The sequence below is a fragment of the Microbacterium sp. CCH5-D1 genome, from assembly GCF_001557335.1.
Taxonomy (GTDB): domain Bacteria; phylum Actinomycetota; class Actinomycetes; order Actinomycetales; family Microbacteriaceae; genus Microbacterium; species Microbacterium oxydans.
The window spans coordinates 1-12,352 of sequence record NZ_LSJW01000186.1; the positions used below are offsets into that span (position 1 = coordinate 1).

Genomic DNA, 12,352 nt, shown 5'->3' on the forward strand with positions numbered 1-12,352 from the left:
CTCGCCGACTTCCTGTCCGAGGCGGGCCTGAACCGGGCACGCGTCGAGGTCGAGGTCGAGTGGCTGATCGCGCTCACCGACCGTTCGCTGTTCGAGACGAGCCCGCTGTCGGACGAGGACAAGGAGCGCCTGCGTTCGCTCTACCGCGACTTCGGTCAGGCCGAGATCGACTGGCTCGCCGAGAAGGAAGCCGTCACCCAGCACGACGTGAAGGCGATCGAGTACCTCGTGCGCGACCGGCTCTCGACGCTCGGCCTCGACCGCATCTCCGAGCTCACGCACTTCGCCGCGACGAGCGAGGACATCAACTCCGCGTCCTACGCCCTCACCGTCAAGCGCGCGGTCGAGGAGGTCTGGCTCCCGGCCCTCGACACCGTGATCGCGAAGCTGCGCGAGCTCGCGGTCGAGCACGCCGACGCCGCGATGCTCTCGCGCACGCACGGCCAGCCCGCAACGCCCTCGACGATGGGCAAGGAGCTCGCGGTCTTCGCCTGGCGCCTGGAGCGCGTGCGCAGCCAGATCGCCGGTTCCGAGTATCTCGCGAAGTTCTCCGGCGCGACCGGCACCTGGTCCGCCCACCTCGCGGCAGACCCGGACGCCGACTGGCCGACCATCGCCCGCGAGTACATCGAGGGACTGGGCCTGGGCTTCAACATCCTCACGACGCAGATCGAGTCGCACGACTGGCAGGTCGAGCTGTACGACCGCGTGCGTCACGCGGGCGGCATCCTGCACAACCTCGCCACCGACATCTGGACCTACATCTCGCTCGGCTACTTCGCGCAGATCCCGGTCGCGGGTGCCACCGGCTCGTCGACGATGCCGCACAAGATCAACCCGATCCGCTTCGAGAACGCCGAGGCCAACCTCGAGATCTCGGGAGCCCTGCTCGCATCGCTCGGCCAGACGCTCGTCACGAGCCGCCTGCAGCGTGACCTCACCGATTCCACCACGCAGCGCAACATCGGCGTCGCGTTCGGGCACTCGCTGCTCGCGCTCGACAACCTGCGCCGCGGCCTGAACGCGATATCGCTGTCGCGCGACGTGCTGCTCGCCGACCTCGACGTGAACTGGGAGGTGCTCGCCGAGGCGATCCAGACGGTCATCCGCGCCGAGGTCGTGGCAGGCCGCTCCTCGATCACCGACCCGTACGCGCTCCTCAAGGAGCTCACCCGCGGTCACCGGGTCGGTGCCGCCGACCTCGCCGAGTTCGTGCAGGGCCTCGAGATCGGCGACGCCGCCAAACAGCGCCTGCTCGCGCTGACCCCGGCCACCTACACGGGCATCGCGGCGCGCCTCGCGCGCTGAACCCGGGAGGAGCTAGGAGCCCGACTCGCCGGAGTGCTCCTCGACCCTGTCCTTCGGCATGAACGACGCCGCCAGGAGAGTGAGAACCGCGGTCACCGCGACGGCGACGAACACCCACACCGACGCGTGGATGATCGTGTCGGGGTCGTCCGCGCCCGCACCCTGCGCGATGGCCGCATTCGAGATCGCGCCGAACACGGCGACGCCCACAGCGCTTCCCGCCGACCGCGCGAAGGCGTTCATCCCCGTCACCGCGCCGCGCTCGCCCCAGCCGACCGAGGCCTGGGCGGCGATCAGCGTCGGGGCCGCACTCCACCCGAGCCCGAAGCCCAGGAGGAACGCGATGCCGGCGATGACGAACGGGTTCGGCCAGGAGGCGACGGCAGCGAGCATGATGGCGGCGAGCGTCGTGATGCTCATGCCGATGAGCGTGGTGCGACGGAAGCCGATGCGCAGGTACAGCCGTCCGGCGTTCGCGGCGGCGAGCGGCCAGCCGAGGGTCAGAGCTGCCACCGCGAGACCCGACAGCAGGGGAGCGATGCCGATGGATCCCTCGAGGTAGGCGGGGGCGAAGCTCGTCACACCGAGCATGAGCGCGCCGATGCCGAGCGAGACCAACGTGGTCGTGAGGATGAGCCGACGCGTCACCAGCCGCAGGTCGACGATCGGCTCGGCGACACGGCGCTCCACGACCCCGAAGGCCAGCAGCGCGACCACGCCGATCCCGAAGCAGAGGACGCTCTGCACGGACAGCCACGCCCAGGCGTTTCCTCCCTCCAGCATGCCGAGGATGAGCGCCGTGAGCCCGATGGTGAGCAGCACCGCTCCCCCGTAGTCGATGCTGTGCTTCTGGGTCTGCTTCTGCTCCTTGTAGTTGCGCAGCAGCATCCACCCGGCGATCAGACACAGGGGCACGTTGATCCAGAAGATCCATCGCCAGGCGTCGAGCTGGGCGAAGATGCCGCCGAGCGCGGGACCCACCACCGAGGAGATGGCCCACACGCTCGCGACGTATCCCTGCACCTTGGCACGTTCGGCGACCGTGTAGATGTCACCGACGATGGTCATCGACATCGGTGCGACGGCACCGGCTCCGATGCCCTGGACGATGCGGAACACGATCAGCGCCGGCATGCTCCAGGCGAACCCGCAGAGGATGGACCCGAGCAGGAACAGGGCGATGCCGAGCAGGATGATCGGCTTGCGGCCCACGGTGTCCGCGAAGCGGGAGTAGATGGGCACGCTCACGGCCTGCGCCAGGAGGTACACGGAGAACAGCCAGGGGAACTGCTAGTAGCTGCCGAGGTCGCGCACGATGCTCGGGACGGCGGTCGCGAGGATCGTGGCGTCGATCGCGATGAGCCCGGTGGCGAGCATGAGCGCGCCGAGGATGGGTCCGCGCTCCGACCGGAGTCCGATGGAGGCGCGGTCGACGGAGGCAGTCACCTCAGTTGCAAGCCGATCCACCCCACCGGTATTCCGGATCGTCGCCGTCCCTCTCGCCGCCCCTGCTCAGTGCGCCGGACCGAGGTCGCGCATGGGCTTGCCGTTCTTCGGGTTGCCCGGCTTCACCTTGCGACGTTCCCCGTTGACGACCACGACCACGTTGCTCATGTTCGGTGCGCGGTCGGCGACCACGTCGTAGGACACGACCTTCCCGTCCCGCCAGGTGCAGTCCACGCGATACCCGCCCCGCGCGCGGAACCTGCTCGAGGGGCTATCGGATCAGGAGGAGGCGGAGCGACCGGGCGCCGCGGAATCGGGGTTCTCGCCCTCGGGCTCCGGGTCGTACAGCACGGGACGATCGATCGTCTTCGTCACGTCGGCGGGATCGACGGCGAGGATCAGCATCGCGAGGATCAGCAGCGTCACGATGAACGCGCCGCCGCCCACGACGAGTCCGAGGGCGATCGGGGTCAGCCCCTCGTATGTGCCGTTGGCGATGGAGGCGTTCACCCGCGCGGTGAAGGCACCGGTGGAGACCAGCGTGACGACCATGGCGAACACACCGCAGCCGAGTGCGATGAGGAGCAGGTGCAGGGGTCGCAGAATGTCCCGGCGGGTGGGCTTCTCGTCGCTCATCGCTCTCCTCCGTGCCCCGCAGGAGCGGCGCTGTCGTTCGAATCGGATGCCGTCGTGACCGCGTCGGCCTGCTTCGGCGTGAGGCCGGCGATGCCGAGGAACACCGCGACGATCGCCGCGTAGCCGCCGAACATGCCGACGCCCAGGATGATGCCGGAGAGCACGAACGTGCCGGCCTCGTCGATCGTGTACTCCTGGAGGAACCCGGACGGGATCAGCAGCAGAGCGATACCGAGCAGCACGCCCAGCGCCCCCACGGAGATCGCGTCGCGGGACAGCATGCCGCCGGCACGACGGGAGCGGATGCCGGCGAGCAGCTCGATGCCGCCGCTGACGATCGCCCAGGAGGAGACGACGACGAAGAACAGATTGTCAGACCGCCAGACGGGGATGCCGCTCACGAGGCCGGCCACCACCCCGACGGCGGCGAGCAGCACGGACGGCCAGCGCGATCCGGCCGGCAGCACCAGCCAGGCGGCGAGCACGTGCACGAGCGCCGTGAGGAACACGAAACCGCTGAAGACGGACAGACCGACGGGTGCGGAGTGATCAGACGAGAACGTGATCATGAGCGCGGCGACGGCGGCGAACAGCGCGCGCAGCAATTGCACGTGGCGCATGGTGAATGCGCGAGCAGGGGCAGACATGACGGTCCTGAGTCCTCCGGGGTGTTGCTCCCAGTCTACGCAAGGCTGCGTGGCCGCGACGCCGGGAGCCGTGCGGGGGGAGAGGATTCGTGAAGCCCGGCGGATCTCCCCAGATCGATTGCCGGGCTTCACGACATACGCAGCAAGGGGGGCATCACTGCGTCAGGCCGGTCGTTCGCAGGCACGGGCACCCTGCCCGCGAAGACGGCCAAGTGACCCCACATGCCCACCCGGTCCCCTGAGGTACGCGCGTGCGGTCGTATGCTCACTCTAAAGCGCTGATCTTCACATACCGGAGGGGATCTGTGATGAATCTCGAAGATGACGCGCGCAGAGCCGAGCACGATGATTTCGCGAGCGCCCTGCGCGACGCGATAAACGCCAAACCGGTGACCCTGTCCTGGCTGCAGCGGCAGCTCAAGGCGCGGGGCAACCGCGTGTCGATGGCGACCCTGAGCTACTGGCGGTCGGGCGCAAGGCGACCGGAGGGCGCGCAGTCGCTGGCAGCCCTCGCCGACATCGAGGAGCTCCTCGGACTCCGCGTCGGCGCGCTGAGCAGGATGCTCCGCTCGACCAATCGCACGGGCCCCCTCGGGCCGAATCAGTTCCCGATCGACGAGGAGGAGCTCGAGGTGGCCGTGATCGAGGCCTTCCGGGCGCTGGGGGCGGCCTACCCCGACACCTCCCGCGAGCTCACCACCCATTCGGTGACGGATGTCGGGGCCGACGGCAACGTCGCGTACAGCATCACGCGCAGCATCGTGCAGTCGACGGTGGGCACGATCACGGCGATACCGTTCCTGGAGATCACCCCGGGCGTCCGCACGCCGGCGCCGTTGCTCAAGGCCGTGTCAGGGGGGAGGATCGCGGCGCGCTACTCCCACCCGGACGGCGAGGTGCACGGTGTGCTGTTCGAACTCGACGTCCCCCTGACAGCGCCGGAGACCGCGATGGTCGAGTGGTCGGTCGAGTATCCGCCCGACTACCCGGAGACCCACGACACCGGCCACGCGCTGGCGCAGAAGGCCAGGGAGCTGCTGGTGTGGACGCGCTTCCACCCCGACGCGATCCCGGACTGGTGCGAGGAGCACATCGAGACGCCGGACGGGGTCACGATCACCCCCCTCCCGCCGCCTCGCGGGAACTCGGTCCACCTGGTGCGTCGGGCTTTCGGGCCTGGCGCGCTGGGCCTGCAGTGGGGGTACGGCCCCCGCGAGGATCAACCGGGCTGATCGCCGACCGCGACCGGACGCCCCGGGGTGTTCGACCACTGGCTCCACGAACCGGGGAAGACCTTGGCCTCGATGCCGACCTCGTGCAGTACAAGTGCGGTGTGGGCAGCCGTCACACCCGAACCGCAGTACGCGGCAACGGGCGTCCCCGGGGTCACGCCGACCTCGGCGAAGGTCGCCAGGATCGTCTCCCTGTCGAGGATCTTCCCGTCCGCGTCGAAGTGCACGGGTTCGGGAAGATTGCGCGCACCGGGGATGTGACCACCCACGGGATCGAACGGTTCCGAGTCGCCTCGGTACCGATCCGCGGCCCGCGCGTCGATCAGCACCCCGGACGCCGGGAAGGCCGCGGCCTCGTCGATCGACAACGCATCATCTCCGATCGGGTCGAGCACGACATCGCCGGGCTCCGGACTCACGTCGTCCGTCGCGATGTCGAACCCCTCAGCCCGCCATGCCCTGATGCCGCCGTCGAGCACGCGCACGTCGACGCCGGCCTGCCGCAGGAGCCACCAGGCGCGGGCTGCGGCGATGCCTTTGAAGTCGTCGTAGGCGACGACCGTGTCGCCGGATCGCACCCCCCAGCGACGGGCCGCGTCCTGGAGCGTGGCCGTGGACGGGAGCGGGTGGCGCCCCTCCGCGGCCTCGCCGTGCGTGGCGAGCTCGGTGTCGAGAGCGGCGAACACCGCGCCGGGGATGTGGCCCGAGAGGTAGTCGTCGTGTCCGGCGTCGGGACGATCGAGGCGCCAGCGCACGTCGATCACACGCACCGGCGCACCCCCGGTCAGCAGGTCGTTCAGTTCGACGGCACTCACGAAGTCGCTCATGTTGCGAGGCTACCGAGTCCGCAGCGGCATCGGCGCCCGGCCGTCTTCTCCCGTCACTTTCGCATCGCGCAACTGACTCGATCCGACGGCTGTTCGGCACCATCCGCGCGATTCGAACGACGACTGCGGCCCGTTAGGCTCTATCCGGCAACGTCGAGAAAGGGGCAACGATGCCCTCTCGTCTCCGGTGGATGCGTCTGCGCCCCCAGGAAGCCGCGCTCATCGCGATCACCGCGGTCTGGGGCGGCACCTTCCTGCTCGTGCACTGGGCCATGGAGCACTCCGGGCCATGGTTCTTCGTCGGCATCCGCTTCCTCATCGCCGGGCTCATCAGCGTCGTGATCTTCCGACGCGCTCTGCGCGGCATCCGCTGGCGCGACATCGGCGCCGGCATCGCGATCGGCGTCATGATCTACCTCGGCTACGGCCTGCAGACGCTGGGGTTGCAGACCATCGACAGCAGCACCTCGGCGTTCATCACCGCGATGTACGTGCCGATGGTGCCGCTGGCCCAGTGGGCCGTGTTCCGCAAGCGTCCCCCGGCCATGGCGTTCGCGGGTGCGGGACTGGCGTTCGTGGGGCTGCTGTGCATCGCGGGGCCGGATGCCTTCGCCCTGACGCTCGGCACCGGTGAGATCGCGACCATGATCAGCACCCTGCCGATCGCAGCCGAGATCATCCTGATCAGCCTGTTCGCCGGGAAGATCGACCTCGGACGCATCACGATCGTGCAGCTGCTCACGGCCGGCCTGCTGGGACTGCTCACCATGCCGGTGGTCGGTGAGGGGGTTCCCGAGTTCTCCTGGATCTGGGTCGGCTGCGCGGTGGGACTGGGAGCGGCGAGCTGTCTGATCCAGCTGACGATGAACTGGGCGCAGAAGTCGGTCTCCCCCACACGCGCGACCATCATCTACGCGGGAGAGCCGGTGTGGGCGGGGGTCATCGGACGCCTCGCCGGCGAGCGCCTGCCCGCGACCGCGCTCATCGGCGGCGCACTCGTCGTGCTCGGGATCCTCGCGAGCGAGGTGAAGCTCGTGCGACAGCGACAGCGACAGCGACGACGCCCGCAGGAGCCCACGCCTCCGCACGTCACACCGTGAGCAGCACCTTCGTGGCGCGTCGCTCGTCCATGGCGCGGTAGCCCTCCGCCGCGTCCTCGAGCGGCAGCGTGAGGTCGAACACCTTGCCCGGATCGATCTTCCGGTCCCAGATCAGCTGGATGAGCTCGGGGAGGAAGCGCCGCACGGGAGCAGGGCCGCCGTGCAGATGCACTCCGGAGAAGAAGAGCTCTTCGCCGGGGAGGGCGACATCGTGGGAGACACCGACGTAGCCGACGTGGCCGCCGGGACGGGTGGAGCGGATCGCCTGCATCATCGACTCCTGCGTGCCGACCGCCTCGATCACGGAGTGCGCGCCGAGTCCGTCCGTGAGCTCCTTGATGCGGGCGACCCCCTCGTCCCCCCGCTCCTCGACGATGTCGGTGGCACCGAACTCGCGCGCCAGAGCCTGCCGATCGGCATGGCGACTCATCGCGATGATGCGCTCCGCGCCGAGCTCGCGTGCGGCCAGGACGCCCAGCAGACCCACCGCGCCGTCGCCGACGACCGCGACGGTCTTGCCCGGCCCCACCTCGGCGGCGACCGCGGCGAACCATCCGGTTCCCAGGACGTCGGATGCGGCGAGCAGAGACGGGATGAGGTCGGCGTCCGGCTGTCCTGGAGTGACGACCAGGGTGCCGTCGGCGTGCGGGATGAGCGCGTACTCGGCCTGCGTGCCGTACCTGCCCATCGGGACGACGTGCACGCACCGGGACTGGTATCCCGCTCGGCAGATCTCGCACGTGTTGTCTGATGCCATGAAGGAGCCGACCACGAAGTCGCCGACCTCCAGCGTCTGCACCTCGTCACCGATGGCCTCGACCACGCCGACGTACTCGTGTCCCATCGGATCGTGCTCCACGGGGTTCGCACCGCGATACGGCCAGAGGTCGGACCCGCAGATGCAGGTCGCGGTGATACGGATCACGGCATCGGTCGGCCGCGTGATGGTGGGCTTCTCCCTGTCCTCGACCCGGACGTCGCCTGGGGCGTGCATGACTACTCCGCGCATTCGTGATGCTCCTTCTGTCGCGTGACCCCCAGTCAACTCCGATTCCACGGCGGATGGGAGGTACTGAGGGAACCCCTCGGAATCCGCTCCACGGGGAATACTCCGCAGCAGGCCGCGTTGCACCCGGCATGATTGAAAGTTCAACCGTCGCTCCGGTCGCGACGGAACGCACCCGCGTCCGCGTCCCGCTGCGATTCGGCGACGGCTTCTCCACGACCGCCGACGTGGTCACCTTCGACGGGCTGGCCGACGGCCGCGAGCACCTGCTGCTCGGGCTGGGCGACTGGCGGGCGGCGATCGATCGCGCGGAGGACGGCGGCGAGGCCCCGCTCGTGCGCCCGCACAGCGAGTGCCTGACGGGCGACGTGTTCGGGTCGGAACGCTGTGACTGCGGCCCTCAGCTGCGCGAGGCCGTGGAGCGCATCGCGGAGGAGGGCGGCTTCCTGCTCTACCTGCGCCAGGAGGGGCGCGGCATCGGCCTGTACGCCAAGCTCGACGCGTACGCCCTGCAGGATGCCGGCCTCGACACGTACGAGGCGAACGTCGCCCTGGGCCGGGGTGAGGACGAGCGCGACTACACGGTGGCGGCGCAGATGCTGCACGCGCTCGGCGTCGACGGCATCCGCCTGCTGAGCAACAACCCCGACAAGGCGGTGCAGCTCGAAGCCCTCGGGGTCCGTGTGACCGACCGTGTACCCACCCAGGTGCACCTGTCGGAGTCGAACTCCCGCTACCTGCAGGCCAAGCGCGACCACACGGCGCACACCCTCGACCTGTCCGCGGCATGACGGCAGGCGCGACAGCACGGGAGGGCATCATGACCTCGGAGGCGGACGGGACGGCGGAGCAGAATCCGCGTCGGCTCGACGACACCGAGATGGATACCTGGCTGCCGGTCATCCGCTTCGTGCAGCTGCTCCCTCAGGTGCTCGACCGCACGCTGAAGGAAGAGGTCGGTCTCAACCACGCCCGCTACGCCATCCTCATCACCCTGGCCGGCCGGGGTGAGAGCGCCGTGAGCATGACCGAGCTCGCCCGCATCGCCGGCCTCAGCCGCTCGCGCCTGAGTCACGCGCTGGACTCGCTCGAGGAGCGCGGCTGGGTCGAGCGCACCTCCTGCGGCTCCGACAAGCGCACCCTCTCGGCCACGCTGACGCCGGCCGGACGGGAGATGCTCCGCACGGCGGCCCCCGTGCACGTCGAGCAGGTGCGGGAGCTCGTGCTCGACCCCCTCACCGGCGAGGAGCGCGAGCAGCTGGGGGCGATCCTCGGAAAGCTGCTCCCCGGCGTGACCGCGGCCCTCTGACGTACGGCCCGGGTCACCGGTACCGCCAGTACCTCCCTGTCCGGTCGTCGAGCGCGTAGCGTCGGATGCATGGACACCCGCAGCGAGGTGCGCGAGTTCCTCTCCACGAGGCGCGCACGCATCACCCCCGATCAGGCCGGACTCCCGGCGTTCGGCGGCAACCGCCGCGTTCCCGGACTGCGCCGCGAGGAGGTCTCGCTGCTCGCGGGGGTCAGCGTCGACTACTACACGCGTCTCGAACGCGGAGACCTGTCCGGGGCATCGGACAGCGTGCTCGATGCGCTGTCCCGTGCGCTCCAGCTGGATGAGGCCGAGACCGCGCACCTGTTCGACCTCGCCCGCGCCGCGAACGCCTCGCCGGTCGCGCGCGCACCACGGAAGAAGACGACAGAGCTGCGTCCGAGCATCCTGCGCCTCCTCGACGCCATGACCGAAGCTCCGGCGATCGTGCGCAACAACTACTTCGACTACCTGGCGGCGAACGCCCTGGGTCGCGCCCTCTACGCGCCCGTGTTCGCGCAGCCGCAGCCGAACAGCGCGCGCTTCGCCTTCCTCGATCCGGCCGCGCAGGAGTTCTACCCCGAATGGGATCGGAACACGCAGGAGCTCGTGGCCGCGATGCGCGGGGAAGCCGGACGCAATCCGTTCGACCGGAAGCTCACCGACCTGGTGGGCGAGCTCTCGACGCGGAGCGAGCGGTTTCGCACGCTGTGGGCCGCCCACAACGTGCGCTTCCACCGCACCGGGGTCAAGCGCATCACGCATCCCGTGGTCGGGGAGATCGAGCTCTCCTACGAGGCCTTCGAACTCCCGGCCGATCCCGGGCTGCACCTCTCGACCTACACCGCGGAGCCAGGGACGGCATCGGCCGACAAGTTGAGGATGCTCGCGAGCTGGGCGGCGACGGATGCCGCCGCCTCCCCCTCGACCGAAGGCGCCGGCTCCTCGGCTTCCACGGACTCCGCCCCTGATCACGCGGACGCCTGAGCACCCGCTGTTCTGCTCTGAGCAGAACCGCTCGAACCGTCCGGACACCCCGGCCTATCGTGAGGCATGGCCGACCTGATCTCGTTCCCGCACACTCCTCGCTCCGACCGCCCGAAGTCGAACGACCCCGAGCCGCTGTGGCGTCACCTCCTCGGCGACCAGCTGCGTCGTCGACGCCACGACCGCGAGGAGACGCTCACCGAGACCGCCGAGAAGGCCGGCGTCTCGCCGCAGTACCTCTCCGAGGTGGAACGCGGGTTGAAGGAGCCGTCGAGCGAGATGATCGCCGCGATCGCCGGTGCGCTCGACACGAGTCTGATCGAGCTCACCAGCGACGTGGCCGACAGTCTGCGATCGACGGCCCCCTCGCGTGGCGCGTTCGCCCTCGCCGCCTGACCCCGAACCCGTGGTCGCTGACCCGTCATCTGGTCCCTGACCCGTCATCTGCATGAGCGGCGGACGGATGCATGACCACAGGTCCCGCGTCGGTCCTGCAGCCGCCCGTCGCTCATGCATCCGTCCGGCAGCCCGGACGCCGCCTCAGCTCCGCGCGCCCAGCACGGTGTCGATCAGTCCATAGTCGAGCGCGGCGGCTGCCGTGAACACCCGATCACGGTCTGTGTCGGCTCGGAGTTCGGCGACCGTGCGACCGCTGTGCCTGGCCAGGATCTCCTCCATGTCGGAACGCACCCGCACCACTTCGTCGGCGGCGAGGATGAGGTCGGGGATCGCACCGCGCGACTGCCCTGCGGGCTGATGCAGAACGATGCGCGCGTGGGCGAGGGCCGCCCGCTCCCCCACGTCTCCTGCAGCGACCAGGAGCGCCGCGGGGCCGATGGCCTGGCCGACGCAGGTCGTCGCGATGCGCGGACGGATGTGCTGCATGGTGTCGTAGATCGCCAGCGCGGCCCCTGGATCGCCGCCCTCGCTGTTGATGTAGAACTGGATGCCGGATTCCGGGCCGTCCGCGTCGAGGTGCAGCAGCTGCGCGATAAGGGCGTTCGCGACCCCCGCATCGATGCCGGTGCCGAGGTAGATGACGCGCTCCGCGAGCAGATGCGAGTACACGTCCATGATGCGCTCGCCTCGGGGATGCTGCGCGATGACGTTGGGGATCGAGTAGGTGCTCATGCGTCCACCCCCAGACCGACGCGCGCGCGTCGTCGCGGCATCACTTCGCCGATCGAGGCCACGATCCCGTCGATGAAGCCGTAGTCCTGCGCCTGCGTCGCGGTGTACCAGCGGTCGTGCAGCGAGTCCTCGAAGATGCGCGTGACCGGCTGACCGGTGTCGTCGGCGATCAGTCCGAGCACGGTGTCGCGCATGTGCCGCAGGTCGTCGGCCTGCGTCTCGAGCTCTCCCGCGGAGCCGCCGATGCCCGCGGACCCCTGATGCATGAGGATCCGAGCGTGCGGAAGCGCCCGACGTTTGCCCGGGGTGCCGGCGGAGAGCAGGAACTGCCCGGCGCTGCACGCGAGGCCGAGAGCCAGGGTCGCGACATCATTGGGGATCAGCCGCATGATGTCGCGGATCGCGAGCATCGAGGGCACGGACCCACCGGGCGAGTGGATCCACAGGGCGATGTCTGCCGTGGGGTCCTCGGCTGACAGCGCGAGCAGCTGCGTCATCAGCATCGTGCCGTTGTCGTCGTCGAGGGTGCCGTCGAGCACGAGCACCCGCTCATGGAACAGCGCGCGCCGGGCTTCGGGACCGAACTGCGGGATGGGGTTGTCTTCGCTCATGCCCCCAGCATCGGCCGCAGCACATCGCGGACGGCGCGAATCCGCCCTGAGCGGCTCTGCCCTGAGCGGATGCCGGTGGGAGACATCCGCTCAGGGCAGAGCCGCTCAGGGC

Annotated in this window: 14 protein-coding genes and 1 pseudogene; 7 read left to right on the forward strand and 8 right to left on the reverse strand. The window is 69.5% G+C overall.

The genetic code is table 11. The features are described 5' to 3' along the window. Positions 1-1,308, forward strand: a 1,308-nt coding sequence (purB, locus tag AX744_RS11190; RefSeq protein ID WP_061016912.1) for an adenylosuccinate lyase, incomplete at its 5' end; no start/stop codon positions are given. A 12-nt stretch (positions 1,309-1,320) separates the two neighbouring features. On the opposite strand, the pseudogene AX744_RS11195 reads toward purB, so the two are convergent. From AX744_RS11195 to AX744_RS11205, 4 genes and pseudogenes are all read right to left on the reverse strand, one after another. Further along, positions 1,321-2,754 (reverse strand): annotated as a pseudogene (locus AX744_RS11195) (MFS transporter). Between the two features lie 66 nt (positions 2,755-2,820). Next, positions 2,821-2,958 (reverse strand): hypothetical protein, encoded by a 138-nt coding sequence (locus AX744_RS20310; protein WP_157543588.1) that lies wholly within the window; start codon positions 2,956-2,958, stop codon positions 2,821-2,823. A 75-nt stretch (positions 2,959-3,033) separates the two neighbouring features. Continuing rightward, a complete protein-coding gene (locus AX744_RS11200) occupies positions 3,034-3,390 on the reverse strand; it encodes a hypothetical protein (protein WP_046748615.1) in 357 nt (118 codons plus the stop codon). Beyond that, a complete protein-coding gene (locus AX744_RS11205; protein WP_061016914.1) occupies positions 3,387-4,037 on the reverse strand; it encodes a hypothetical protein in 651 nt (216 codons plus the stop codon). The genes AX744_RS11200 and AX744_RS11205 overlap by 4 nt, the downstream gene beginning before the upstream one ends. 308 nt (positions 4,038-4,345) lie before the next feature. Between AX744_RS11205 and AX744_RS11210 the strand changes: the two genes are divergently transcribed. Further along, positions 4,346-5,269 (forward strand): hypothetical protein, encoded by a 924-nt coding sequence (locus AX744_RS11210; protein WP_046748613.1) that lies wholly within the window; start codon positions 4,346-4,348, stop codon positions 5,267-5,269. On the opposite strand, the gene AX744_RS11215 is transcribed toward AX744_RS11210, so the two are convergent. Further along, positions 5,257-6,096 carry a sulfurtransferase gene (locus AX744_RS11215; RefSeq protein WP_058632828.1) on the reverse strand — a complete coding sequence of 280 codons (840 nt, stop codon included), beginning with the start codon at positions 6,094-6,096 and terminating at the stop codon, positions 5,257-5,259. The two genes, AX744_RS11210 and AX744_RS11215, sit on opposite strands and share 13 nt — an antisense overlap. A 170-nt stretch (positions 6,097-6,266) precedes the next feature. Between AX744_RS11215 and AX744_RS11220 the strand changes: the two genes are divergently transcribed. After that, positions 6,267-7,196 (forward strand): DMT family transporter, encoded by a 930-nt coding sequence (locus AX744_RS11220; RefSeq protein WP_061016916.1) that lies wholly within the window; start codon positions 6,267-6,269, stop codon positions 7,194-7,196. Here AX744_RS11220 and AX744_RS11225 read toward each other — a convergent pair. Continuing rightward, complete coding sequence (locus tag AX744_RS11225; protein WP_061016918.1) at positions 7,186-8,205, reverse strand: zinc-dependent alcohol dehydrogenase family protein; 1,020 nt, start codon at positions 8,203-8,205, stop codon at positions 7,186-7,188. The two genes, AX744_RS11220 and AX744_RS11225, sit on opposite strands and share 11 nt — an antisense overlap. 128 nt (positions 8,206-8,333) lie before the next feature. Between AX744_RS11225 and AX744_RS11230 the strand changes: the two genes are divergently transcribed. The 4 genes from AX744_RS11230 (at position 8,334) to AX744_RS11245 (ending at position 10,894) form a co-directional block, all read left to right on the forward strand. Next, positions 8,334-8,993: a GTP cyclohydrolase II gene (locus tag AX744_RS11230; protein ID WP_061016920.1), complete on the forward strand. Its 660-nt coding sequence runs from the start codon at positions 8,334-8,336 to the stop codon at positions 8,991-8,993. A gap of 29 nt (positions 8,994-9,022) precedes the next feature. Beyond that, positions 9,023-9,511 carry a MarR family winged helix-turn-helix transcriptional regulator gene (locus tag AX744_RS11235; protein ID WP_061016929.1) on the forward strand — a complete coding sequence of 163 codons (489 nt, stop codon included), beginning with the start codon at positions 9,023-9,025 and terminating at the stop codon, positions 9,509-9,511. Positions 9,512-9,580: 69 nt separating this feature from the next. Next, entirely contained in the window at positions 9,581-10,498 is a 918-nt protein-coding gene (locus AX744_RS11240) for a helix-turn-helix domain-containing protein (protein WP_061016922.1), read from the forward strand. Between the two features lie 66 nt (positions 10,499-10,564). Next, positions 10,565-10,894, forward strand: coding sequence for a helix-turn-helix domain-containing protein (locus AX744_RS11245; protein WP_046748607.1), 330 nt, complete (start codon positions 10,565-10,567; stop codon positions 10,892-10,894). Between the two features lie 144 nt (positions 10,895-11,038). Here the strand turns inward: AX744_RS11245 and AX744_RS11250 are convergent, their stop codons facing one another. After that, positions 11,039-11,629: a ClpP family protease gene (locus tag AX744_RS11250; protein WP_061016926.1), complete on the reverse strand. Its 591-nt coding sequence runs from the start codon at positions 11,627-11,629 to the stop codon at positions 11,039-11,041. After that, on the reverse strand, positions 11,626-12,240 hold the full coding sequence (locus tag AX744_RS11255) for a ClpP family protease (protein WP_061016928.1): 615 nt from the start codon (positions 12,238-12,240) through the stop codon (positions 11,626-11,628). Before AX744_RS11255 ends, AX744_RS11250 begins: the two co-directional genes overlap by 4 nt. Between the last annotated feature and the right edge of the window lie 112 nt (positions 12,241-12,352).